Consider the following 24,834-nt stretch of genomic DNA (forward strand, 5'->3'; position numbering starts at 1 on the left):
GATGCGCGCGCTATAGGCGGAGCGGACGCCGCTGAAAAGCGGGGGATTTGGCCTCCGATCCACCGTCGTCCAACGAAAAGCGCCCCGGAAATCGCTTTCCGGGGCGCTCCAATCGTGCCGCGCTAACGGTCAGTGATGTTTGGAATCACCACCGTCTATCACCGGCAGCGTCTCGAACTGGTGGTACGGCGGCGGGCTCGACAGCGTCCATTCGAGCGTCGTCGCGCCTTCGCCCCACGGATTGTCCGGCGCCTTCTTGCCCGCGATCAGCGACCAGATCACGTTGACGAAGAAGATCGCCATGCCCGCGACCATGATCGAATAGCCCCAGGCCGACGCGATGTGGTTCCAGTGCGCCAGCGCGTCCTGATAGTCCGGATAGCGCCGCGGCATGCCCTGCAGGCCCAGGAAGTGCATCGGGAAGAACAGCACGTTCACGCCCACGAAGAATACCCAGAAATGGGCATGGCCGAGGAACTCGTTGTACATCTTCCCGGACATCTTCGGGAACCAGTAGTAGAAGCCGGCGAACAGCGAGAACACCGCGCCCAGCGACAGCACGTAGTGGAAGTGCGCCACCACGTAATACGTGTCCTGCATGTAGTCGTCGACGCCGCCGTTCGCGAGCACGACGCCGGTCACGCCGCCGACCGTGAACATGAAGATGAAGCCGATCGCCCAGACCATCGGGGTCCGAAAGCTGATCGACCCGCCCCACATTGTCGCGATCCACGAGAAGATCTTGATGCCCGTGGGCACCGCGATGACCATGGTGGCGGCGGTGAAGTACATCTTCACGTTGACCGACAGGCCGGTGGTGAACATGTGGTGCGCCCACACGATGAACCCGACCGCACCGATCGCGACCATCGCGTAGGCCATGCCGAGATAGCCGAACACCGGCTTGCGGCTGAACGTCGCGATGATCTGCGAGATCATGCCGAAGCCCGGCAGGATCATGATGTACACTTCGGGGTGGCCGAAGAACCAGAACAGATGTTGGTACAGGATCGGGTCGCCGCCGCCTTCCGCCTGGAAGAAGGTCGTGCCGAAGTTGCGGTCGGTCAGCAGCATCGTGATCGCCGCCGCCAGCACCGGCAGCGCGAGCAGCAGCAGGAACGCCGTCACCAGCACCGACCACACGAACAGCGGCATCTTATTGAGCGTCATGCCCGGTGCGCGCATGTTGAAGATGGTGGTGATGAAGTTGATCGCCCCCAGGATCGACGACGCGCCGGCCAGGTGGAGCGACAGGATCGCCATGTCGGTCGACGGGCCCGCTTCCTGCGTCGATAGCGGCGCATAGACCGTCCAGCCGGTGCCGGCACCACCATCGGCGCCGCCGAAGAACGGCGAGGCGAGCAGCAGCGTGAAGCTGGGGATCAGCAGCCAGAAGCTGATATTGTTCATGCGCGGGAACGCCATGTCGGGCGCGCCGATCATGATCGGCACGAACCAGTTGCCGAACCCGCCGATCATCGCCGGCATCACCATGAAGAACACCATGATGAGACCGTGCGCCGTCACCAGCACGTTCCACAGGTGCCGCGCCTGGTCGGGATTGACGTCGCCGCCGCCACGGATGTGATTGAGGATGTTCGCCCAGTGGCCGAGATACTGGATGTGCGGGCTGGCCAGCTCGATCCGCATCAGGCCGGAGATCGCGCCGCCGATGATCCCCGCGGTGATCGCGAAGATCAGGTAGAGCGTGCCGATATCCTTGTGGTTGGTCGACATGAACCAACGCGCGAAGAAGCCGGGCTTGTGATCGGCATCGTGATGGTGCGCATGGTCACCATGGTGCGCCTCGAAGCGCTCGGGGGTGAGGGCGATGTCGCTCATGGCTTAGTTTCCGGGGTTGCCGGCGCCGGCCGGATTGCTGGTTGGCGCCTGACTGGAGGTCGGGGGCGTGATGGTCGCGTTGGTGGTCGGGCCCGTCGTCGCGTTGACCGCATTGACGTCGGGCGCGGTCGCGGCGGGCTTGGCGCCGGCGACGGTGCCGCCCTTGGCGACGACCCAGCGGTTGTAGACGTCGAGCGGCACGGCTTCGACCGCGATCGGCATGTAGCCGTGCTTCGGCCCGCACAGTTCCGAGCACTGGCCGAAATACAGGCCCGGCTTCTCGATCGTGAAGCTGGTCTCGTTGATCCGGCCGGGGACGGCGTCGAGCTTGATCCAGAACGCCGGGACCGCCCAGCTGTGGATCACGTCGGCCGAGGTGGTGAGCAGCTTGATCGGCACGCCGACCGGCAGCACCACGCGATTGTCGACCGCCAGCAGGCGCGGGCCGTCCGCGTCGACGCGCGCGCGCTCGCCCGGCTGGGCCTCGTCCTTTTCCTTCAGGATGTTCGAGGTGATCTCGAACCCGCCATTATCGGGATAGCTGTAGGTCCAGTACCATTGGTTGCCGGTCGCCTTCAGCGTGATCGCGTTGGCCGGCGGCGCCTTGAACTGCGCCTGGAGCAGGCCGATCGACGGCACCGCGATCGCGAACAGGATCAGCACCGGGACCAGCGTCCACGCCACTTCGAGCAGCGTGTTGTGCGCGGTCTTCGACGGCACCGGGTTGGCGCGGCGGTTGAAGCGCACCATCACGATGATGAGCAGGATCAGCACGAACAGCGAAATGATGCTGATGAGCCAGACCAGGATGTGGTTGTGGAAGTTCGCGGCGCGCTCGCCGTTCTTCGTCACCTGCGGCTGGATGCCGATCGCGCCGTCGACCGACATGCCGATGCCCGGCGTCGGCGCCATTTCGGGCGCGCCGTCGCGGACCAGCATCGGATCGTTGGCGGCGGGCGTTGCCGCCGCGACCGGCTGCGCGGTCGCCGGGCGCGGCGTGGTCGGCGTCTGGGCAGCAGGAACGGCGCCGACGGCGGGCGGCGGGGTCGGCTGTGCGACCGCGGGCGGCGGTGCAGCGACCGTATTCGTCTGCGGCGCGGCGTAACCGGCGCCGGTGAGCATCAGCCCCGCCGCCAGCATCGCAGTTTTGAACCCAAAGCGCATCGTGTCGCGTCACCCCGTTGATGGCGAGGCGCCGCGGCCGCGGTCCCTCGCTTGAATCGTCAGCGGGCATTATTCGCCCGTCGTGCCGGGCCTATACGCCGCGCGAGCGCCGATCTTCAAGGCTCGCGACACGTTTTTGCGTGGGCAAGGCCGTCGCACCGGCGTTGCAGATGGACCCGGGCGTCCGTATCTGTCGCGGTCGATGACCGGTTCCACCCCCCGCCGCCTTCGCCTGGGCGTCAATATCGACCATGTCGCGACCGTGCGGAATGCGCGCGGGTCGGGCTATCCCGACCCGGTGCGCGCCGCGCTGCTGGCGGCAAGCGCCGGCGCCGACGGGATTACCGCGCACCTGCGCGAGGATCGGCGGCACATCACCGACGACGACATCGCCCGGCTGTCGGCCGAGCTGCCGATTCCGCTCAACCTGGAGATGGCGGCGACCGACGAGATGGTCGCGATCGCGCTCCGCCACCGCCCGCATGCCGCGTGCATCGTCCCCGAAAAGCGCGAGGAGCGCACAACCGAGGGCGGTCTCGATGCCGCCGGGCAGCACAACCACCTGGCGCCAATGGTCCGCGCGCTGGGCGAAGCCAAGGTCCGCGTGTCGCTGTTCATCGAACCCGACCCCCGCCAGATCGAGGCGGCGCTGCGGCTCGGCGCGCCGGTGGTCGAGATCCATACCGGCCGCTATTGCGAACTGACCGGCGAGGAACAGGCCGCCGAACTCCGCCGCATCGCCGACGCCGCTGCGCTCGCGGTCAAGAACGCGATCGAGCCGCATGCCGGGCACGGCCTGACCTTCGACAATGTCGTTCCGATCGCCGCCATCCCGCAGATCGCCGAGCTCAACATCGGCCACTTCCTGATCGGCGAGGCGATCTTCGACGGTCTCGCGCCGGTAGTGCGGCGGATGCGCGCGCTGATGGACGACGCGAGATGATGTGCGTCGAAGCGCATGGTGCCGGCCTATGATCCTCGGCCTGGGCTCGGACCTGTGCAACATCGAGCGGATCCAGGCATCGCTCGACCGGTTCGGCGCGCGGTTCGAGGCGCGATGCTTCACCGAGGTCGAGCGCGCCAAGGCCGCGCGGCGCCCGCTCACCAAGGCCGGAACACTCGCCAAGCGCTTCGCCGCGAAGGAAGCCTTCTCGAAGGCGGTCGGCACCGGGTTCAAGGCCGGCGTGTTCATGAAGGACATCGGCGTGGTCAACGCCGCGAGCGGGGCGCCGACGCTGGCGCTGACCGGCGGCGCCCGGGCGAGGCTTGACGCCATGACGCCGCCGGGCCACGTCGCCCGCGTCCACCTGACCCTGACCGACGATCATCCCTGGGCGCAGGCGTTCGTCGTGATCGAGGCGCTGCCCGCGCCCAACCGAGAGTGACCCTGTTGGCGTTCGACGACCCCCAAGCCTCCCCCACCGATCCGGTGCCGACCGATCCCCCGACCGCGCCCGCCGGCGTGGAAGCCGCCGCCGCCACGCCCCCCGCCAAGCCGTCGCGCGCGGCCGTATGGCGGCGGGAGATCATCGGCATCCTGTGGCTGATCCTGGCGGTACTCGGCTTCCACAGCTTCATCGCCAAGCCATTCTACATCCCGTCCGAATCGATGCTGCCCGGCCTGCTCGTCGGCGACCAGCTGGTGGTGACCAAATACCCCTATGGCTGGTCGTTCATCTCGCCGACCATCCCCAATCCGGTCGCGATCTGGAAGGACGTGGTGCTGCGCCAGCCGCAGGAAAGCTGGGGCGTGCAATTGCCGTTCGTGCGCGGGCGGCTGTTCGGTCGCGTGCCGGAGCGCGGCGACGTCGTTATCGTGACGCCGCCGGGGCGCAACACCGATTACATCAAGCGCGTGATCGGCCTGCCCGGCGACCGCATCGAGGTGCGCGACGGCGTCGTCCTTATCAATAACGTGGCCGTCAAGCGCGGGCCGCTACATTACGTCGACGTCCCCGATTATGGCGGGATGCCGCTGCCCAATCCGCAGGACGGTACGACGTGCGACATCCCCGGGGGGATCATCAAGGTGGGCGGCCAGACCGTCTGCCGCCTGCCGCTGGTGCGCGAGTCGTTGCCCAACGGGCGCAGCTACGAGACGGTCGATCTGAGCGGCACCGGCTTCTACGCCGGCGACAATTTCGCGCCTGTCACGATCCCGCCCGACCATGTCTTCCTGATGGGCGACAATCGCGAGCGTTCCGCCGACAGCCGCGTGCCGCTGGACCAGGGCGGGCTCGGCGGGCCGGTGCCGTTCGAATATATCGGCGGGCGGGCGGAGTTCATCACCTTCAGCAAGAACGGTCACGCGACCTGGAACCCGCTGACGTGGTGGAGCGGCTTGCGCGGCGGACGCGCGGGCACCTCGCTGCATCCGACGCGGGGGCAGTAGCATGGCCGACACGGCACCCCGCGACCTCGTCACCGAACCGAGCCCGCACGAGATGCGCGATCCCGAGATGCGCCGCGAGCTGAAGCGCGCGGGCGTCTGGCTGGGGCTGGCCGCGGCGATGGCGCTGGTCGTCGTGCTGATCCAGCCGATCCTCATCATCCTGGCCGGGATCGTGTTCGCCGCGATGCTCGACGGTGGCGTCCGGTTGCTCGGGCGTTTCCTCAAGATTCCGCGCGGCTGGCGGCTGCTGATCGTCGTGCTGCTGACGGTCGGGTTCATCGGGCTGACCGTGTACAAGACCGGGGCTGGCATCGTCGTCCAGTTCCACCAGTTGCAGGCGACCCTGCTGGTCCAGCTCGACCGGCTGTCGCACTGGGCGGCGGGACAGGGGTTCATGCCCGGCGCGGACGAGATCAAGAGCCTGGTGCAGCAGGCGCTGGGCTCGGTCGGCAAGCTGACGAGCTGGGTCGGGACCGCGCTGGGTGCCGTCACCACGATCTTCATGATTATGGTAATCGGGCTGTTCGTCGCGATCGAACCGCGCATCTATGACCGCGGGCTGCAATGGATGGTGCCGCTCGATTCGCGCGCCGAGTTCGCGCTGACGCTCGACCGCATGGCGAAGCAGTTGCGCCGCCTGCTCGCCGGGCGGCTGGCCGGGATGACGTTCGAAGGCGTGCTGATGTGGGTCGCGCTCAGCATCGCCGGCATCCCGATGGCGCTGGTGCTCGGTATCATTACCGGCATCCTGGCCTTCATCCCCAATATCGGCGCGTTCATCAGCGGCGCGCTGATGATCTCGGTCGGCTTCTCGGCCGGGGTCGACAAGGGGCTGTGGGCGATCGTGATCTATCTGGTCGTGCAGACGTTCGACGGCTGGGTGGTGATCCCGATGGTGGCGAAGAAGACCGTCGACCTGCCGCCCGCGCTGACGCTGTCGATGCAGATCCTGGCCTCGACCCTGTTCGGCATCCTGGGTCTGGCGCTCGCCGATCCGCTGACGGCGATGATAAAGGTCGCGATGGAGCGCAATTCGGAGCGGGCGATGGAAGAGGAACCGCAAGGGGAACCGGCATGATCCGCCTCTACGATTACTGGCGCTCCTCGGCGAGCTATCGCGTGCGGATCGCGCTGGCGATGAAGGGGATCGCCTACGAGCGGATCGACGTCGACCTGCTGTCGGGCGCACAGGCCGCGCCGGACAATCGCGCGCGCAATGCGCAAGGGTTCGTGCCGACGCTGGAGGTGGACGGCGAGACGATCGGGCAGAGCCTCGCGATCATCGACTATCTCGACGCGACGCACCCCGAACCGTCGCTGGTGTCGCCCGATCCGCTGACGCGCGCGCGGACGCTGCAACGGGCGCTGGTGATCGCGGCCGACATCCACCCGGTCGACAATCTGCGCATCCTCAAGCGGCTGGGCGCGATGGGCATCGACCAGGCGAGGCGCGACGACTGGTATCGCCATTGGATCGCGGAAGGGTTCGCCGCGCTGGAAGCGATGGCCGGCGACGGGCGCTACCTCGGCGGTGATGCACCCGATCTGTCGGACGTGTGCCTGGTGCCGCAGATGTACAATGCGCGCCGGCTGGAAACGCCGCTCACCGCCTATCCGCGGCTGGTCGCGATCGACGAAGCCCTGCGCGCGCTGCCGGCCGTCGCCGCGGCGCACCCGGATCGGGTCAGAACCGGCTGAGCCGCCGGTCGAGCACCAGTTCCTCGAACAGCCGGACATAACGTTCGATCGAATCGCCGCCGCGTTCGGGGATCGGGTCGGGGCGCGGCCGCCCGGGGACCAGCCAATGGTCGAGGGCTGCGACCAGCGCGTGCGGGTCGTTGGTCGGCACCACCGAGCCCTGATGCGGGCTCGACACGATCTCGCGGATCGCGACGCTCGAATCGGTGGTAACGACCGGGGTGCCGAGTGCCAGCGCCTCGTGGATCACCCCCGGTACGCCCTCGAAGTCCGACGTCAGCACCAGTGCGCGCGCCTGCGCCAGCGCCGGGCGCGGGTTGGTCGAATAGCCCGGCAGCCGCACCCGCTCGCGCAGGCCCAGCACGCCGATCTGGTTCTCCAGCGTGCCGCGCGCCTCGCCTTCGCCCAGGATCATCAGCTGGGTGTCGCGCCGCTCGACCCCGGCGAGCGCGGCGATCGCGCGGTCCCAGCGCTTCTGCTGGCTCAACCGGCCGATCCCGATCAGGTAATCGCCCGCGGTCGGCGGCGGGGTCGGCGCGTCGAGCGGCTGATGGCTCGGCGGGTTGGGGATGACGCTTACATTGTCGGCGGCGATCCCGGTCATCCGCACCGCTTCGCTCGCCATCGCCGGGCTCATCGCGACGATATGGTCGATGAAGCCGGGGTGGGCGCGCAGCCACAATTTGTACCCTTGCGCCAGCGGAAAGCGCTGGTCGTCGCGATCGAGCCGGTTCGACACCTTGGCGACGATCGGCGGACAGTCGCGCCCCAGGCACAGTTTCAGCCAGCCCGCCGCGCTCGAATAATGGTTGCCGGGACAGAAGACGATGTCGGGCGCCACCCGCCGGACAATACCCGGCAGGCTCGCCATCATGCCCAGGTGATTCGTGCCCAGGTCGACCAGTTCGACGCCGTCGGGGATCTCGGCGGTCAGCGGACCGGACGCGCGGCCCAGCACCATCGTCACGCGCTGGCCGGCATCGACCCACCCGCGCACCAGGCGCAGCATCACTCGCTCGACCCCGCCGCCCTGAAGCGATTGTGCGAAGGTCAAGATTCTTACGGGCGCGTAAGGACTGAGCATCAGCGCGACCTAACCGTGATTTGTGTCAAAAGTTTCTCAATCCGGCGACGTCCGGGCTCGATTCGTCCGGATGTCGCCGAGGCGGGATTCCGTTTCAACATACTCTTGTATAAAAAGGGTTAGTATCCATCTGCGTCGCGGCTCAGCTCGGCAGGCCGGATGCCAAGTCATTGCGGTGGAACGCTCTTGCCGTTAATCCGCCATGATCCCCGGGCATGTCCGGTCGAGCACGGAAATGCGCCGCCAGTGGACGAACAGGAAGTTGGGACCTCGATGAACAGCGGCTTTGTCGGGGGATCGACTCGCGCGGGAACGGCCGCTGCGCCTGCTTTGGCTCCCCAGATCGCCGACGCCGCCGAGGATTTGGCCGGACTCGAACCGGTCAAGACGATCAAGAGCCGCTGGCCGGCGATCCTGGCCGGTTTGCTGACGCTGGCGATGATCGTCGGGCTCGGCCGGCAATTGCTGTCGACGGGGTGGAAGGGGCTCGACCGCGCGATCCCGGACAGCCCGCTCTATTACCTCTCGTTCGCTATCCTCTACATCGCGCCGTTGGTTGGCGACTTCGTGATCTTCCACAAATTGTGGCGCATCCCGCTCGAAGGGCTGATGGCGCTGACCAAGAAGCGGATCGCGAACGAGGTCGTGCTCGGCTATTCGGGCGAGGCGTATTTCTACGCCTGGGCGCGGCAGCGGTCGCAGATGGTCGCCGCCCCGTTCGGCGCGGTGAAGGACGTGATGATCCTGTCGGCGATGGCCGGCAACATGATGACGCTGATTACGACCGCGCTGGCGCTGCCCTATGCCTATCGCCTGCTGACGCCGGAGCATGTCGAGGTCGCCAATGCGATGCTGTGGGCGATCCCGATCGTGATCGTGATGTGCCTGCCCTTCCTGATCTTTTCCCGCCGCGTCTTCTCGCTCGACCGCAAGACGTTGTGGTTCGTGTTCTGGGTGCACATGATGCGGCTGGCGACCGGGTGCGTGTTCATCGCGCTCGCCTGGCATTTCGCGTTGCCGTCGGTCGCGATCGGCGCGTGGCTGACGCTGTCGGCGACGCGGATGATGGTCGGGCGCCTGCCGTTCATCCCCAACAAGGAACTGGTGTTCTCGACCGTGGCGATCGCGATCCTCGGCACCAACAGCGCCTTGTCGAGCCTGATGGCGTTCACCGCCGCGCTGACGCTGATCGTCCATGTCGTGCTCGCCGCCGGGTTCGGCGTGCAGAGCCTCGTCAAGCGCCAGGTCTGACGGAGGGGCGTCGGTTGCGGATCGTCGACGTCAACGAATTCTATTCCCCGACCGGCGGCGGCGTCCGTACCTATATCGATCGCAAGATGGCGATCATGGCCGAGATGGGCCACGAGCTGATCTGCGTCGCCTGCGGCACCGAAGACCGGGTCGAGGAGCGGATGGGCGGCGGCCGGATCGTCTTCGTCAAATCGCCGGGCATGCCGTTCGACAAGAATTACGGCGTGTTCTGGCGCTACGAGCCGATCTGGCGGCTGCTCGACGAGCTCGACCCCGACGTGGTCGAGGCGTCGTCGCCGTGGCGCCCGGCCTGGATCGTCGGCCGCTGGCAGGGGCGCGCGCTGAAGTCGTTCTTCATGCACAACGACAATATCGCCGCCTATCCGATGCGCTGGCTTGAGGGACTGGCGAGCCCGGAGGCGATCGAGGACCGGTGCGCGATCTATGCGCGCTACATGAACCGCTTCCTGTCGCTCTACGACACCGTGGTGACCAACGGGCCAGCGTTGCAGAAGCGGCTGGCGCGGCGTGGCGTGCGAGTCGACGCGGCGATGACGCTGGGGATCGAGCGCAGCCATTTCTCGCCCCAACTCCGCGACGAGCGGCTGCGCGCGGCGATGCTGCGCCAGCTTGGCCTGTCGCCCGAGGCACACCTGCTGCTCGGGATGGGGCGGCATCATGGCGAGAAGCGCTGGCCGATGGTGATCGACGCCGTCGAGCGCGCGGGCGAGCGCATCCCGGTCGGGCTGATGCTGCTCGGCACCGGCCCGCAGAGCCACCGGATCGAGCGGCGCATCGCCGGCAGTCCGCATATCAAGATGTTCCGCCCGGTCTATCAGCGCCCCGAACTCGCGCGGATCATGGCGAGCTGCGACGCGCTGATCCACGGATCGGAAGCCGAGCCGTTCGGGCTGGTGCCGTCGGAGGCGATGGCGTCGGGCCTGCCGCTGATCGTGCCGAGCAGCGGCGGCTGCGCCGAAGTCGCCGACCCGCTGACCAGCGAGACCTACGCTCCGCGCAACGCCCTCGACGCGGCGCGGGCGATCGAGCGGCTGTTCGCCCGAGAGCCGGCGATCCTGCGCAAGGCCGCCATCGTCGCGGCGACGCGCGTTCGGACGGATCGCGAACATGCCGCCGATCTGATCGAATATTATCGAGCGCGTATCGACGCCCGGACCGACCGGCTCGCCGCCTGACCGCGTTCACCGCTGGTAGATGCTGATGGCTTCCTGCCCCATCGGCGTGACCGCGACGCGGCGATAGCCCTCGCGCAACAGCATCGCCAGCACCGTCGCGCGGATGTCGGGCCGTTCGCCGCGGAACGGCGGCCGCATCACCACGACCGCCGGGCCGGCCGCCATGATCCGGCGCACCTCTACGGCCTGATCGACGCCGGACGCACCGTCTTCGCGGACGCGGTTGAGGTGCGCCGGCACGAGGTAGCGCGACAAAGCCGGCCGACCCGTCGCCGGATAGAGCATCGTCGTCCCCGAATAGACGTAGAGGCCGCCCAGGCCACGCCCGACCAATGTCGCCAGCGCATCGAACTGCGCCGCGTTGCCGCGATTGTGGCGGTTGATCGCGACGGTGACCTGTCCGCCGATCGCGACGATCAGCAGGATCGCCGGGCCAAATGCTCGTCGCACCCTTGGTCGGCCGAGGAACCCGGCGGCGCCGGCCGCGCCCGGCACCAGCACGGGCAGGCCATAATGGTCGAACCACGTCCCGAAGACCGCGACGCCGACCAACGCCGCGACCAGCCAGAACCGCAGGAACCGCCGTTCGACTGCTTGCCCAGCATCCGCCTCGCCGCTTCCCGCCAGCGCCATCGCGACCAGCGGCGACAGGATCAGCACCAGCGTGCCGAGATTGCCGAGCATCCCCGGCCAGGGATCGCCGTTACGGTGCCCGAGCCAGCCGAAATTGGCGAACACGAACGCGTCGCCATGCCCGAGCGCGACATAGACAATCAGTGCCAGCAGTGTCGGCGCCAGCGCCACCGCGACCAGCGCCACGCCGTATCCGGCCGTGCTCGCCAGCGACCGCTTCCGCGAATCGCGCCACAGCAGCCACAGCCCGAAGAACACCCCCTCGAACACCGCCGAATACTTGATCTGCAGCGCGATCCCGACCAATGCCATCGCCGCGATACCGAGCCGGCGCGGGCGTGAGGATCGCTCGGCGAGCACGATCAGCGCCCCGGCCGCCGCCATCGGCAGATTGTAGAAGATCGGCGCCTGCCCGCCGACGCCGTTGAGCAGATCGGGCCACAGCAGATAGGCGATCGCCGCGGCCAGCGCTCCCGCCTGCCACCCCACCCGCGCGGCCATCGCCGCGATCAGTCGTGCGGTCGCGACCAGCGACGCGAGCGCCAGCACCTGATAGGCGGTCACGCCCCAGCCGAACGGCAACCACGCCGCCGGCATGTAGACGAGGAACAGCCCGATCGGCTTCCTGTCCCACACGTCGACGAACGGCAGCGCGCCGTGCCACATGGCGTGGGCCGTCGCGTAATAGAATTCCTCGTCGACCTGGATCACCGGATTGCCGAACGACAGCCAGCGGGCGACGATGGCGACCAGCATCAGCAAGCGCCACGACGGCCGCGCCCACCATGCCGGGCGCGGCAGCATCGCCGGATCGGCGGCGGCCGTCACGGCGGCGGTGATCCGCCGTCGTCGGCGGCCGGCATCGGCGACGGCCGCTTGAGCGTGAACACCGAGATGCTGTCGCTCCCCTGCGGCAATTGCTCGCTCAGGCGATAGTCGCGCGCCATCCGCTCGATCACCAGCGCGCGCAGGTCGCTGCGTTCGCCCGAATAGGGCGTGCGCATCACCACGATCGCGGGCTTGCCGTCGAGGATGCGGTCGATCTCGGCCTGCTGGTCGACGCCGATCGCCCCGCGCTCGCGTGTCCGCCCCAGATGGCTGGGGAAGACGTAGCGCGACGGGTGGCAGCGCCCGGTATAGGGATAGAGCATCACGTCGCCGTCGCCCGAATAGACGTAGAGGCACCCCGGCCCGCGCCCGACCGCGTCGGCGATCCGCGCGAACTCGGTGGCGGTGCCGCGAGTCGCCCATTTGCGCACCGTGGTGGTGAGGCCCACGACCAGCGCCAGCCCGAGCGCGATCGGCACGGTCAGGCGCGCGCGCCGCGGATCGTCGGCGAACCCGGCGCCGCAGATGCACAGCGGCGCGATCAGCGGTAGGGCGTAATGATCGAACCAGGTGCCGAAGATCAGCACGCCGAACGTCGCCGCACCCAGCCACGCGAACAGCCAGGTCCGTAGCGCCGTCCGCTCGCCGCGCCGGAACGACAGGATCGCCGCGGCGAACAATGGCGAGGTGATGAGCACGATCTCGCCCAGATTGCCCAGTTGCTCGAGCAATGGGTCGGCCTGACGCTGCCCGATCGACCGGAAATTGGCATAGACGAACGCCGGCGCCTGCCCGATCCAGGCATAATAGCCGTACGCCAGCGCGGTCGGGAGCAAGGCGACGATCGCGAGGAGCGCCGCGCCTGCGAAGATCCGGACGACAGGGTTGCCGAGCCGCCGCTCCCGCCACATCCACCACAGGCCGAAGAACAGCCCCTCGAACACGACCGAATATTTGATCTGGAGCGCGACGCCGACCAGCGCCATCGCGCCGACGCCGCGCCCCAATCGCGCGCTCGCCGCCTCGTCGCGCTCGCCCGGCGCGATCAGTGCGGCGGCGGCGATCATCAGCAAATTGTAGAAAACCGGCGCCTGCCCGCCTTGCCCCTCCAGCATGTCGAGCCAGGCGAGATAGGCGATCCCCGCGACCAGCGCCCCGCGCCGCCACCCGGCGCGATCGGCCAGGCGCGCGACCATCGCCGCGGTCGCGGTCGCCGCCGCCAGCGCCATCGCCTGGTACACCCAGATCCCCAGCGGCACGCCCAACGCCGCCGCCGGCAGGTATAGCAGGAACAGCCCGACCGGCTTGCGATCCCACACGTCGACATAGGGCAGCGCCCCGTCGACCATCGCGCGCGCGGTCGTGAAGTAGAAGCTCTCGTCGACATGGACGATCGGATCGCCGAAGGTGATCGCGCGCAGCACGATCGCGACGAGCAGCAACTGGCTCCATCGCGGCAGCCGCGCGACGGGGCTGAGAAAGGCGGGAAGCGTCACGGGCGCTGCTGCTACCAGCCGCCGCGCGGGCCAGCAACGCGCGACATGGCGGACGCGCCCGTCAGCCGTGGACCGCGGTCAGGAAATAGTCGAGCCGCACATCCTCGCCGACATGGAATCCCTTGCCCGGCGAGAAACCGAGCCCCGCCGTGTCGGTCACGCGCAAGCCCGCCGCCTCGACCAGAGCGGTCAGCTCGTCGGGCGTCAGGAACTTGTCCCAATCGTGCGTGCCGCGCGGGATCATACCGGTGCCCTCGCCGACCGTAATCATCGCCAGCCGCGACAGCGCGGTGCGGTTGGGCGTCGACAGGATCAGCAGGCCATCGGGCGCCAGCGCGCGCGCCAGCCCGGCGACGAAGGCGGCCGGATCGACGACATGCTCGATCACTTCCATCGAGGTAACGAGGTCGAACACCTCGTTCCCCACCGCCTCGATCCCGCCGGCGCGATAGTCGATCGCGAGTCCGCTGTCGGCCGCATGCGCCCGCGCCACCGCGACATTCTCCGCCGCCGCATCGATCCCGGTGACCGCCGCGCCCAGTCGCGCCAGCGGCTCGCACAGCAGCCCCGCCCCGCACCCGACATCGAGCGCGCGCTTGCCGGCCAGCGGCGTGAAACCGACGCCGTCGCCCTGCCAGTGGCGGTCGATCTGGTCACGGACGTAGCGCAACCGCGGCGGGTTGAGCCGATGGAGCATCGCCGACGATCCCCTGGGGTCCCACCAGTCCTTCGCCAGCTTGCCGAAATGCTCCGCCTCCGACGGATCGATCGTCGTTTCGATCTTCGCAACAGCTCGATCGATCGTCGTGTCGATCTTCGCAACAGCTCGATCGATCGTCGTGTCGATCTTCGCAACAGCTCGATCGATAGTTGCGGACGTTACGGTTGCGTCATCCATGACCGCTCCCTATCAGGCGCGCCGCATCAATCCAAAGGACTTCCTCTCCCGCCATGGCCCGGATCGTCATGAAATTCGGCGGCACTTCGATGGCCGGCATCGAGCGTATCCGTACCGTCGCGCGCCGCGTGAAGCGCGAGGTCGAGGCGGGCAACCAGGTCGCCGTCGTGGTGTCGGCGATGGCCGGCGACACCGACCGGCTGGTCAATTTCTGCCGCGAGGCGTCGTCGCTGTACGACCCGCGCGAATATGACGTCGTGGTCTCGTCGGGCGAGCAAGTGACGAGCGGGCTGCTCGCGATCGCGCTCCAGGCGATCGGGGTGCCGGCGCGGAGCTGGCTCGGCTGGCAACTGCCGATCCATACCAGCGCCGCGCATGCCTCCGCCCGGATCGAGGAGATCGACACGGTCGCGCTCGACGCCGCACTGGCGAGCGGCGAAGTCGCGGTGATCCCCGGCTTTCAGGGCGTCGCCGATAACGATCGCGTGTCCACGCTCGGGCGCGGCGGGTCGGACACCTCGGCGGTCGCGGTGGCGGCGGCGATGAAGGCCGACCGCTGCGACATCTACACCGACGTCGACGGCGTCTATACCACCGACCCGCGCATCGTCCCGCGCGCGCGCAAGCTGCGCCAGGTGACGTACGAGGAAATGCTCGAGCTCGCGAGCGTCGGGGCGAAAGTGCTCCAGACGCGGTCGGTGGGCCTGGCCATGAAAGAAAACGTCCGCGTCCAGGTGCTGTCGTCGTTCGTCGCCGACGATGCGCCGATGGCGGACACGTTACCGGGCACGATGATCGTTGGCGAAGAGGAGATCGACGAAATGGAGCGACAGCTCATCACCGGCATCGCGCACGACAAGAACGAGGCGAAGATCACGCTGACCAGCGTCAGCGACACGCCGGGCTCGGTCGCCGCGATCTTCGAGCCGCTGGCGACGGCGGGGATCAACGTCGACATGATTATCCAGAACATCGCGCACCAGTCGCAGGGGCGCGCCGGATCGACCGACGTCACCTTCACCGTCCCGGCAGTGGATCTCGCGCGGACGATCCAGGCGCTGAACGATGCGCGCGACAAGATCGGGTTCGACGAGCTGATCCACGACACCCGCGTCGCCAAGATCAGCGTGGTCGGGGTCGGCATGAAGAGCCATGCCGGCGTCGCCTCGACGATGTTCACGACGCTGGGCCAGCGCGGGATCAACATCCAGGCGATCTCGACCAGCGAGATCAAGGTCAGCGTGCTGATCCACGAGGACGAAACCGAACTCGCCGTCCGCGTACTCCACACCGCCTACGGGCTGGACGCCGAGGAAGCCGCCTGAGCGCCCGTCCTTGCGGGCGTAGCGACGTACGCTCCGCGCAATAACGGTCAGTCGCCGATCAGGTGGAGCGCGATCCGCCGGCGGTGCGCCGCGCGGCGGTGTTCGAACAGGTAGATGCCCTGCCACGTGCCGAGCACCGGGCGGCCGTTCGCGACGGGGATCGACAGGCTGGTCGCGGTGAGCGCCGCGCGCAGATGCGCGGGCATGTCGTCCGGCCCCTCGTCGTCATGCTCGTAGCCGCGCGATTCGGGCGCGACGCTCGCGAAATAGCGTTCGAGGTCGCGGCGCGCGGCCGGCGCCGCATTCTCCTGGATCAGCAGCGAGCACGAGGTGTGGCGCACGAACAGCGTCAGCAGGCCGGTCGCGATCCCGCTCTCGCCGACCCAGCGTGTCACCGCCTCCGTACAATCGTGCAATCCTTGCTCCGGCGTGGCGACGACGAGTTCGTGGGACGATTGGCGCATGGCGTGGGCTTGCCCCAAACCCGCGAGCGACGCTAGGCACGGCGGCATGACGGCAAACACATCGATCGGCGCGGAGCGCCTGGCCCGGCGGATGGCGCGCGGGGTGGAATTCCTGGGCTCGGAGGTCGCGATCCTGTGCGGCGCGATGTCCTGGGTCAGCGAGCGCAACTTGGTCGCGGCGATGTCCAATGCCGGCGGGTTCGGACTGATCGCGTGCGGCGCGATGACCCCCGACCTGCTCGATGCCGAGATCGCCGGGACCAAGGCGCTGACGACGAAGCCGTTCGGCGTCAACCTCATCACCATGCACCCGCAGCTGTTCGACCTGATCGCGGTGTGCGCGAAACATCGCGTGACCCACGTCGTGCTCGCCGGGGGCCTGCCGCCCAAGGGGTCGCTGGAGGCGATCAAGGAAACCGGCGCGAAGGTGATCTGCTTCGCGCCTGCGCTCAGCCTCGCGAAGAAGCTGATCCGCTCGGGCGTCGACGCGCTGGTGGTCGAGGGGATGGAGGCCGGCGGGCATATCGGCCCGGTCTCGACCAGCGTGCTGGCGCAGGAAATCCTGCCCGAGGTCGCCGCCGACGTGCCGGTGTTCGTCGCCGGCGGGATCGGCCGGGGCGAGGCGATCGCGGGGTATCTCGACATGGGCGCGGCGGGCGTCCAGCTCGGCACGCGGTTCGTCTGCGCGACCGAATCGATCGCGCATCCCAATTTCAAGAAGGCGTTTCTGCGCGCCAATGCCCGCGACGCAGTGGCCAGCGTGCAGATCGACCCGCGCCTGCCGGTGATCCCGGTCCGCGCGCTGAAGAATGCCGGTTCCGACCTGTTCACCGTCAAGCAGCGCGAAGTGGCGCAGGCGCTGGATGAAGGCTCCGTCGCGATGGCCGAGGCGCAGTTGCAGATCGAGCATTACTGGGCGGGCGCGCTGCGCCGTGCGGTGATCGACGGCGATGTCGAGCATGGCAGCCTGATGGCCGGACAGTCGGTCGGCATGGTGACGACGGAAGAGCCGGTCGCCGCGATCATCGCGCAGTTGATGGACGAGGCCGCCCACGCGCTGGAGAAGCGCGCGGCCTGATCCGCGCGCGCTCCGCTCGCCTCAGCGTCGGCCGTCGCGCCGCCAGCGCAACAGTTCCTGCACGCCCTTAATCGTCCACACCACGGCCGCCACGGCGATGCCGATCCGGACCGCGAGTTCGATGCTGCGTTGCAGGTCCGCCGTGTCGGCGGTCGGCGCGCCGATCGGCACCACCGTCAGCCACTGTCCGGCGCGATAGACGATCACGGCCAGCACGATCGCCCCCGCCGTCGTCGCGATCGCGAGCAGCATCCGCCACGAGCGCCAGTGCGGGCGCAGCCACGCGACCAGATTGTGCACCAGCCGTGCCGCGATCAGGACGAGGATCGGCCAGTAGAGTTGCTGCCAGACCGGCCCCGCCGCGATGCGGAAGCTGGCATTGCCCATCGCCCACGGCGTCGGCACCACGCCGATCCACCACAGCAGCACGATCGCCGTCAGCACCGTCTCGATCGGTCCTTCCCACCGCCCGGGCTGCTGCTCGCGATCGGCGTCGGGCAGGTCCTCGGGCCGCCAGTCCTGGAAGTGCTTCGACATGCCGCCATAGCGCTCGATCAGGGCGAAGACGATCGTCGTCGTCCCGACCACGGTCGCCGTCGCCCACCAGAGCGAGCCGAGGAACCGGACGACGAGATGCCCGATATCGTCCGGGTGCGTCGCCGCCCCGATCGCCGACGCGAACGCGACGCCGAGCAAGGCGAGCCCGCCGAACAGCCGCAGCGAATAGAGGTAGAAGGGATAGAGTTCCGGCCCGATCAGCGACTGGTGCGCGCGATAGCGCCCCGCCACGACCAGCGGATGCCCGTTTCGCCGCAGCAGCGCGCTCCAGTCGACATGGCCGGTGCGCGCTTCCTCGGCGTCGGCGCGGTCGAGCAGTTCCTCGCGCAGTTCGGCGACGATGTCGTCGCTCTGCGTCGCGGGCAGGTTGCGGCGCACCGCCGCCAGATAGCGTTCGAGCAGTTCCATCTCACTGGTCCTTTTCGGCAATGCGCACGATCGATGCGGAGATCGCGTTCCATTCGGCGAGCAGGCGGGCGAGCGTTTCCATGCCGGCGGGGGACAGGCGGTAGAAGCGCTTGGTCCGCTTGGCGTCCTCGCGCCATTCGCTGGTCAGCAGCCCCTGCGCCTCGAGCCGGCGCAGCAACGGGTACAGCGCGCCCTCGTCGATCGGCAGGCCGGCATCCTCGAGCGTCTGGCGCAACGTGTAGCCGTAGCGTTCCTCGCGCAACGCCCCCAGCACCGCCACGATCAGCGACCCGCGCCGCAGCTCGACGCGCAGCTTCTCGAAGATATCGTCATCGGGCACGACCTGTTTCTCACATAGTGTGTGATGCACACTGTGTGTCACACACTATGTGAGTCGTCAAGCGGGCGTTCGACCTGCGCGATCGCTATCGTCGTGAGTGGAAAGTTAATCCATCTTTTGAAGGAGTTGTTGGCCGCGTCGGGGTGACCTTCCCGCCAACGCCGCATCGGGGTGGCGTTTTCCGGGGGTGTATCATGCGTAAATTGACTATCCTGCTGCCTGTCCTTGTCTCGGGTGCGTTCGTCGCGCCGCCGGCCGCCGCGCAAAGCTTTCGCCCGGCGGTCGCGACCACTGAGTTGCCGCCGCTCGAAAAGGTGTGGCATCTGCGGTCCGCGCTCAACGTCGCCGCGCTCGGCTGTCGCGACGGCGACGAAGCGGCGACGGTCGCCGCCTATAACGACATGCTCCACCGCGACGACGCCGTGTTCGACACCGCCAACGCCGTCGTCGACGCGCGCTACAAGGTGCAGTTCGGCGCCAAGTGGGAAAGCGCGCGCGAACATGCGATGACGCAACTCTACAACTTCTTCGCGCAGCCGGCCGCGCAGGGGCAGTTCTGCGCGGTGGCGAAGGACGTGCTGGCGCGCATCGCGTCCGTTCCGCCGAGCGACCTGCCCGCCTTCGCCGAGGCGGCGTTGCCGCAGCTTGAACAGCCGTTCTGGCCGACGCCGTCCGACCAGATCGCCGCGAATCCCGTGCCGAGCGCGGTCGTCGCGGTGTCCGCCGCCGTGTCGATCGCACCAGGCGTCATTCACTGACGATTTAGGCTTCGTTGGAATTGCGCCGATGCGCATTTCCAACGGATTTTAAGATGGCGGTGGCCTCGCGCCGCCGCCGCCAACCTGCTAGCGAATCGCGGATGGCCGTCACCGCCGCCGCGTCCGCTCGAGCGATCCTCGTCAACCTCCATGAGGTGATGGCGGCGCGGTCGAGCCCGCAGGCCAAGCTCGACGCCGTGGTGCGCATCATCGCCACTTCGCTCGATAGCGAAGTGTGCTCGATCTACCTGCTGCGCGAGGGGCTGCTCGAACTCTACGCGACGCAAGGGCTGGACCAGGCCGCGGTCCACGTCACCAAGCTGGCGATGGGCGAGGGGCTGGTCGGCACCATCGCCAAGAACGTCGAGACGCTGAACCTCGACGAGGCGGCCGCGCATCCCGACTTCGCCTATCGTCCGGAAACCGGTGAGGACGAGTTCCACAGCTTCGCCGGCGTGCCGATCATCCGCCGCGAACAGGCGATCGGCGTGCTCGCGGTCCAGCACCAGGACCCGCGCAAGTACGAGGATGTCGAGATCGAGGCGTTGCAGACCGTCGCCATGGTGCTGTCGGAATTGATCGCGCATGCCGGCCTGGTCGACCAGCGCGGCGACCCGACCGCGCGCCCGCAATCGACCGCCACCGTCCGGCTCGACGGGCAGAAGCTGGTCGAGGGGATGGGGATCGGCCACGCCGTCTATCACCAACCGCGCATCACGATCGAACACACCGTCGCCGAGGATACCGAGGCCGAGCGGCACCGCGTCTATGCCGCGTTCGACAAGATGCGCGAGCAGATCGACCGGATAGCGGCGCAGGCCGAGTTCGGCGTCGGCGGCGAACATGAAGAGGTCATCGCGACCTACAAGATGTTCGCCTATGACGAAGGCTGGAGCCGGCGGATCAACGAGGCGATCGACTCCGGCCTGACCGCCGAGGCCGCGATCGAGCGCGTTCAGCAGCGCACGCGGATGCGGATGCGCCAGATCGGCGATCCGCTGTTGCAGGATCGCATGCACGACCTGGAGGACCTGTCCAACCGCTTGCTGCGGATCGTGTCGGGCCAGATGGGCACGGCGGCGCAGATGGGACTGCGGCAGGACACGATCCTGATCGCGCGCAACCTGGGGCCGGCCGAACTGCTCGAATATGACCGCCGCCGGCTGAAGGGCGTGATCCTGGAGGAGGGGTCGCTGACCGCGCACGTCACGATCGTCGCGCGGGCGATGGGCGTGCCGGTGCTGGGCCGCGTGCGCGGGGTGCGCCAGCATATCGGCGACGGCGACCTGCTGCTGCTCGACGTGACCGATGCCGGGACGGTGCTGGTCCGCCCGTCGTCGGCGATGGAGGAGGCGTTCGACGCGAAGCTGGTGCTGCGCCAGAAGCGCCGTGCGGCTTATGCCGCTTTGCGTGCCGAGCCGCCGACCACGAAGGACGGCACGCGGCTGACGCTGATGGTCAATGCCGGCCTGCGCGACGACGTCGCCGCGATCGACGTGACGGGGGCCGACGGCATCGGCCTGTTCCGCACCGAATTCCAGTTCCTCGTCTCGGCGACGCTGCCGCAGCGCGAGCGCCAGTTGCGGCTCTATCGCGACGTGCTCGACGCGGCGGGGGACAAGCCGGTCACGTTCCGCACGGTCGATATCGGCGGCGACAAGGCGCTGCCGTACCTGAACGCACATGACGAGGACGAGGAGAATCCGGCGATGGGCTGGCGCGCGCTGCGGCTCGCGCTCGAACGCGACGGATTGATGAAGGCGCAGGCGCGCGCGCTGATCGAGGCCGCCGGCGGGCGCACGCTGAACGTCATGTTCCCGATGGTCAGCGAGGCGTGGGAGTTCGCCGAGGCCAAGGCGCTGTTCGAGGCGCAGCGCGACTGGCTCGGCGCGCGCGGCAAGCGGCTGCCGACCGACATCCGCTACGGTGCGATGCTCGAAGTACCGGCGCTGGCCGAACAGCTTGACCTGCTGCTGCCCGACATCCAGTTCTTGTCAGTCGGGACCAACGACCTGACCCAGTTCCTGTTCGCCGCCGATCGCGCCAATCCCAAGCTCGCCGAGCGCTACGACTGGCTGAGCCCGTCGATCCTGCGCTTCCTGGCGAAGGTGGTGGCGCCGTGCCGCGCGGCGAACGTCGACCTGACCGTGTGCGGCGAGATGGGCGGGCGGCCGCTGGAGGCGATGACGCTGGTCGCGCTCGGCATCCACCGGCTGTCGATCACCCCGGCGGCGGTCGGCCCGATCAAGGCGATGATCCGCAGCCTCGACCAGGGTGCGGCGACCTCGTTCGTCACCGGGCTGCTGGCGCACCCGCCCCGCGACATGCGCGGTGCGCTGACCGAATGGGCGACGACGAACGGCGTCGAATTGGCGTGAATCGGCGATGCGATGACCAACCGCACGTTGACCTTGGCCAAGCGATCGGAGAAGGCCTGTATTAGAGGTCGCCGGAGAGCGAAATGAACGACGAATCGGCACCCGAGCAGGGCGCATTGTTCACCAAGAGCGTCGGCGAGCAATTGCGCGAGGCGCGCGAGGCCCAGAAGTTGACGTTGGCCGACGTCGCCGATCGCACGCGCGTGCCGATCCGGCATCTCGAGGCGATCGAGGACGGCCGCTACGACGCGATCCCCTCGCCCACCTACGCGATCGGGTTCGCGCGGTCGTATGCGCGCGCGGTGGGCCTGGACGACAAGGCGATCGCGAACGCGGTGCGGCAGAGCCCGAACCTGCCGCTCGCCAACACCACCGACTATAGCGTCTACGAGCCGACCGATCCCAAGCGGCTGCCGTCGCGCGGGCTTGCCACGGTGGCGGCGATCATCGCGCTGGTCGTCGTGGTCGGCGTGGTCGTCTATTACGGCACCGGGCTGATCCGCGGATCGGGCAGCACGCCCGCCGATGCGCCGACCGCATCGACGACGATCGCGACCGAGCCCAGCCCGACGCCGGCGCCGACCCCCGTCGGTGGCGGCCAGGTCTCGCTGGTGGCGACCGATACGGTGTGGCTGCGCGTCTACGACGCCAACGGCAAGACGCTGCTGATGAAGGAATTGAAGGCGGGCGAGCGCTACGACGTGCCGGCCGATGCCGACCATCCGATGATTAACACGGCCAAGCCCGAGAAGCTGCAGATTACCGTCAACGGCTCGGCGGTGCCCCCGCTCGGCGACGGCAAGCGCGCGTTGAAGGACGTGCCGATCAGCGCGGCGGCCCTGCTTTCGCGCGGCACGGCGGCGGCAAGTCCGGCGCCCGTGCCCAGCGTCACGCCCCTGGCCCGTCGCACCGCCGCCCCGGTCGAGCGCACGACGCCGGACATGGCGACCGCGCCGGCCGACATTCCCGCCCCGGCGCCCTCGGCGACACCCTAGCGCCGCGATTCGATCCGGGGTAGATCGCGCAGCGAATGGACGGTCGGGGATCGGGTATGCGTAGGTTGGGACTGGCTCTTGTCGCGGGGGTGCTGCTGGCGGGTGCGCCGGCCGCCGCGCAGAATACCGGCTATCCGCTCGACGCGCGCGTGACGCAGCTCGAAAAGCGGATGAACACGGTCGAGCGCGTGCTGACGCGGCAGAATGGCGGGCCGCTGGTCCAGCCCGAGATCGGGCCGGCCGATCCGACGACCGCCGTCGCTGGCACGCCGGCGACCGCGCCGCTCGCCGATCTGGACGCGCGCGTCGCGGTGATCGAGCGCGCGACGCAGGGGCTGACCAACCGGGTCGAGACCGCCGAGCATCGTCTGGGCCAGCTCGAAGCCGATTTCGCCGCCTATCGCCGTGCGACCGATGCCCGGCTGGCGCAACTCGAAGCGCGTCCCGCCGCGACGACGCCGACGACCGCCGCTCCGCTCGCGCCCGGCGAGGCCGATGGCGACACGCCGCCCAGCGCGACCCCGCCGCGCACCGCGACGCCGACCAAGACCAGGCCGGCCGCCGATCCCGAGCGGGCCGACCGCGTCGCCGCCGTGGCGAAGCCGACCGGCGCGGACGCCGCCGACAAGGGGCTGTACGCCTACAATTACGGTTATCGCCTGTGGAAGGCCGGGCTGTATCCCGAGGCGGAGGCGCAGCTCGACAAGTTCGACACGCGCTTCCCCAAGCATCGCCTGGTCAGCCGCGCGCGCAACGTGCTCGGCCTCGTCCTGCTCGACGACAATCGCCCCAAGGATGCGGCGCAGGAATTCTACGACAATTATTCCAAGCTGCCCGACGGCGATCGCGCGTCGGAAAGCCTGCTCAACCTCGCCAGGGCGCTGACCGTGATGAAGCGGCCGGCCGCCGACATCTGCCAGGTCTACAAGGAAGTCGGCGAGGTCTATGGCGACAAGCTGACTCCGGCGCAGAAGGCCGACGTGACGCGGGGCCGTGCCACCTACAAATGCAAGTGAGCTGAACCGCGACGCGACTGCGCGGTTCGCGCGCGACGTCGCCGCGCTGGCCGCGCCCGATGCGCGCGTGCTGGTCGCGGTGTCGGGCGGCCCCGACAGCGTCGCGCTGCTGCTGCTCGCCCACGCCGTGTTCGGCGAACGGTGCGTGGCGGCGACGGTCGATCACGGACTGCGCGACGAATCGGGTAAGGAGGCGCGCTGGGTCGCCCGGCTCTGCGCGACCCGCGGCATCCCCCACGCGATCCTGACCGGCCCGCTGCCCGACCGCGCCGGGCGCACCGCCAACCTGTCCGCCCGCGCGCGGCTGTTCCGCTACGCCCTGCTCGCCGCCGAGGCCGACCGCGTCGGCGCCGACCGAATCGCGACCGCGCACCATGCCGACGATCAGGTCGAGACGCTGGTAATGCGGCTCAATCGCGGTGCCGGGATCGCCGGGCTGGCGGGGGTGCGCGGTTCGAGCGGGCGTGTGATCCGGCCGCTGCTCGGCTGGCGCAAGGCGGAACTGGCGGCGGTGGTCGCGGAGGCCGGCATCGTACCCGTCGACGACCCGAGCAACGTCAGCGACCGCTTCGACCGCGCGCGGTTGCGCAAGGCGCTGGCCGGCACCGGCTGGCTCGACGTCGACCGTTGGGCGATGAGCGCCGCCGCGCTGGCCGATGCCGAGGAAGCGATCGGCTGGACGGTCGATCGCCTGGCCGGCGACCGCTGCGCGTTCGACGAATCGTCCGCCACGCTTCGCCCCGACGACCTGCCGTTCGAACTCAGGCGGCGGCTGGTCGAGCGCTGCGTCCGCCACCTCGCCCCCGATGCCGAGCCGCGCGGCGGCGCCGTCGCGCGCGCGGTACAGTCGCTCGATGCCGGCCGCGACGTGACGATCGCCGGGATTTCAGCTAAGGTTCAGGCTGGGGATTCGACAGCGATGCTATGGCGCTTTTCGCTCGCACCGCCGCGGCGGACGGCATGATCGCGCCGTTGCATTGCCATTAAGGGTTGGTCGCTTATCTAAAGCGGCGAGAAGTACGCGAAGGTACG

23 protein-coding genes are annotated in these 24,834 nt (G+C 68.6%); 14 read left to right on the top strand and 9 right to left on the bottom strand.

What is annotated here, in order from left to right:
- Positions 1–129: 129 nt before the first annotated feature.
- Complete coding sequence (ctaD, locus tag J0I47_RS12165; RefSeq protein WP_294047249.1) at positions 130–1,842, bottom strand: cytochrome c oxidase subunit I; 1,713 nt, start codon at positions 1,840–1,842, stop codon at positions 130–132.
- Positions 1,843–1,845: 3 nt separating this feature from the next.
- Positions 1,846–3,006 carry a cytochrome c oxidase subunit II gene (coxB, locus tag J0I47_RS12170; protein ID WP_294047250.1) on the bottom strand — a complete coding sequence of 387 codons (1,161 nt, stop codon included), beginning with the start codon at positions 3,004–3,006 and terminating at the stop codon, positions 1,846–1,848.
- A gap of 202 nt (positions 3,007–3,208) precedes the next feature.
- Here coxB and J0I47_RS12175 point away from each other — a divergent pair, with 202 nt between their 5' ends.
- From J0I47_RS12175 to maiA, 5 genes are all read left to right on the top strand, one after another.
- Positions 3,209–3,949, top strand: a complete 741-nt coding sequence (locus J0I47_RS12175; RefSeq protein ID WP_294047251.1) for a pyridoxine 5'-phosphate synthase — start codon at positions 3,209–3,211, stop codon at positions 3,947–3,949.
- 28 nt (positions 3,950–3,977) lie between these two features.
- Positions 3,978–4,391, top strand: a complete 414-nt coding sequence (gene acpS / locus J0I47_RS12180; RefSeq protein WP_294047252.1) for a holo-ACP synthase — start codon at positions 3,978–3,980, stop codon at positions 4,389–4,391.
- 77 nt (positions 4,392–4,468) lie between these two features.
- Positions 4,469–5,398 carry a signal peptidase I gene (gene lepB / locus J0I47_RS12185; protein ID WP_294047532.1) on the top strand — a complete coding sequence of 310 codons (930 nt, stop codon included), beginning with the start codon at positions 4,469–4,471 and terminating at the stop codon, positions 5,396–5,398.
- Between the two features lies 1 nt (position 5,399).
- The gene (locus J0I47_RS12190) at positions 5,400–6,476 is read left to right on the top strand and encodes an AI-2E family transporter (protein WP_294047253.1); all 1,077 of its coding nucleotides are present in this window, start codon (positions 5,400–5,402) and stop codon (positions 6,474–6,476) included.
- Complete coding sequence (maiA, locus tag J0I47_RS12195; protein WP_294047254.1) at positions 6,473–7,096, top strand: maleylacetoacetate isomerase; 624 nt, start codon at positions 6,473–6,475, stop codon at positions 7,094–7,096. The genes J0I47_RS12190 and maiA overlap by 4 nt, the downstream gene beginning before the upstream one ends.
- Here the strand turns inward: maiA and J0I47_RS12200 are convergent.
- Positions 7,083–8,150 (bottom strand): glycosyltransferase, encoded by a 1,068-nt coding sequence (locus tag J0I47_RS12200; protein ID WP_294047255.1) that lies wholly within the window; start codon positions 8,148–8,150, stop codon positions 7,083–7,085. The genes maiA and J0I47_RS12200 overlap by 14 nt on opposite strands.
- A 303-nt stretch (positions 8,151–8,453) precedes the next feature.
- Between J0I47_RS12200 and J0I47_RS12205 the strand changes: the two genes are divergently transcribed.
- Entirely contained in the window at positions 8,454–9,431 is a 978-nt protein-coding gene (locus J0I47_RS12205; protein WP_294047256.1) for a hypothetical protein, read from the top strand.
- Positions 9,432–9,445: 14 nt separating this feature from the next.
- Positions 9,446–10,627: a glycosyltransferase gene (locus tag J0I47_RS12210; protein WP_294047257.1), complete on the top strand. Its 1,182-nt coding sequence runs from the start codon at positions 9,446–9,448 to the stop codon at positions 10,625–10,627.
- Between the two features lie 6 nt (positions 10,628–10,633).
- On the opposite strand, the gene J0I47_RS12215 is transcribed toward J0I47_RS12210, so the two are convergent.
- The 3 genes from J0I47_RS12215 to ubiG all read right to left on the bottom strand — a co-directional run bounded on the left by J0I47_RS12215 (position 10,634) and on the right by ubiG (position 14,482).
- On the bottom strand, positions 10,634–12,088 hold the full coding sequence (locus J0I47_RS12215) for a glycosyltransferase family 87 protein (protein ID WP_294047258.1): 1,455 nt from the start codon (positions 12,086–12,088) through the stop codon (positions 10,634–10,636).
- Positions 12,085–13,584, bottom strand: a complete 1,500-nt coding sequence (locus J0I47_RS12220) for a hypothetical protein (RefSeq protein WP_294047259.1) — start codon at positions 13,582–13,584, stop codon at positions 12,085–12,087. Before J0I47_RS12220 ends, J0I47_RS12215 begins: the two co-directional genes overlap by 4 nt.
- A gap of 61 nt (positions 13,585–13,645) precedes the next feature.
- A complete protein-coding gene (gene ubiG, locus J0I47_RS12225; protein ID WP_294047260.1) occupies positions 13,646–14,482 on the bottom strand; it encodes a bifunctional 2-polyprenyl-6-hydroxyphenol methylase/3-demethylubiquinol 3-O-methyltransferase UbiG in 837 nt (278 codons plus the stop codon).
- 53 nt (positions 14,483–14,535) lie between these two features.
- On the opposite strand from ubiG, the gene J0I47_RS12230 reads away from it, so the two are divergent.
- Positions 14,536–15,807, top strand: a complete 1,272-nt coding sequence (locus tag J0I47_RS12230; RefSeq protein ID WP_294047261.1) for an aspartate kinase — start codon at positions 14,536–14,538, stop codon at positions 15,805–15,807.
- A gap of 47 nt (positions 15,808–15,854) precedes the next feature.
- Here the strand turns inward: J0I47_RS12230 and J0I47_RS12235 are convergent, their stop codons facing one another.
- Positions 15,855–16,271, bottom strand: coding sequence for a secondary thiamine-phosphate synthase enzyme YjbQ (locus J0I47_RS12235; RefSeq protein WP_294047262.1), 417 nt, complete (start codon positions 16,269–16,271; stop codon positions 15,855–15,857).
- 46 nt (positions 16,272–16,317) lie between these two features.
- Here J0I47_RS12235 and J0I47_RS12240 point away from each other — a divergent pair, with 46 nt between their 5' ends.
- On the top strand, positions 16,318–17,349 hold the full coding sequence (locus J0I47_RS12240; protein WP_294047263.1) for a nitronate monooxygenase: 1,032 nt from the start codon (positions 16,318–16,320) through the stop codon (positions 17,347–17,349).
- Between the two features lie 21 nt (positions 17,350–17,370).
- Here the strand turns inward: J0I47_RS12240 and J0I47_RS12245 are convergent, their stop codons facing one another.
- Positions 17,371–18,315 carry a hypothetical protein gene (locus tag J0I47_RS12245; RefSeq protein WP_294047264.1) on the bottom strand — a complete coding sequence of 315 codons (945 nt, stop codon included), beginning with the start codon at positions 18,313–18,315 and terminating at the stop codon, positions 17,371–17,373.
- A gap of 1 nt (position 18,316) precedes the next feature.
- Complete coding sequence (locus J0I47_RS12250; protein ID WP_294047265.1) at positions 18,317–18,655, bottom strand: helix-turn-helix transcriptional regulator; 339 nt, start codon at positions 18,653–18,655, stop codon at positions 18,317–18,319.
- Positions 18,656–18,849: 194 nt separating this feature from the next.
- Between J0I47_RS12250 and J0I47_RS12255 the strand changes: the two genes are divergently transcribed.
- The 5 genes from J0I47_RS12255 to tilS all read left to right on the top strand — a co-directional run bounded on the left by J0I47_RS12255 (position 18,850) and on the right by tilS (position 24,766).
- Positions 18,850–19,413 (top strand): hypothetical protein, encoded by a 564-nt coding sequence (locus tag J0I47_RS12255; RefSeq protein ID WP_294047266.1) that lies wholly within the window; start codon positions 18,850–18,852, stop codon positions 19,411–19,413.
- 101 nt (positions 19,414–19,514) lie between these two features.
- Positions 19,515–21,791: a phosphoenolpyruvate--protein phosphotransferase gene (gene ptsP, locus J0I47_RS12260; protein ID WP_294047267.1), complete on the top strand. Its 2,277-nt coding sequence runs from the start codon at positions 19,515–19,517 to the stop codon at positions 21,789–21,791.
- An 83-nt stretch (positions 21,792–21,874) separates the two neighbouring features.
- Positions 21,875–22,786 (top strand): helix-turn-helix domain-containing protein, encoded by a 912-nt coding sequence (locus J0I47_RS12265; RefSeq protein ID WP_294047268.1) that lies wholly within the window; start codon positions 21,875–21,877, stop codon positions 22,784–22,786.
- A gap of 56 nt (positions 22,787–22,842) precedes the next feature.
- On the top strand, positions 22,843–23,802 hold the full coding sequence (locus J0I47_RS12270) for a hypothetical protein (protein WP_294047269.1): 960 nt from the start codon (positions 22,843–22,845) through the stop codon (positions 23,800–23,802).
- Complete coding sequence (tilS, locus tag J0I47_RS12275) at positions 23,780–24,766, top strand: tRNA lysidine(34) synthetase TilS (protein ID WP_294047270.1); 987 nt, start codon at positions 23,780–23,782, stop codon at positions 24,764–24,766. Before J0I47_RS12270 ends, tilS begins: the two co-directional genes overlap by 23 nt.
- The last annotated feature ends 68 nt before the right edge of the window (positions 24,767–24,834 follow it).

This window comes from Sphingomonas sp., assembly GCF_017304635.1.
In the GTDB taxonomy this organism is placed as follows: Bacteria; Pseudomonadota; Alphaproteobacteria; order Sphingomonadales; family Sphingomonadaceae; genus Sphingomonas.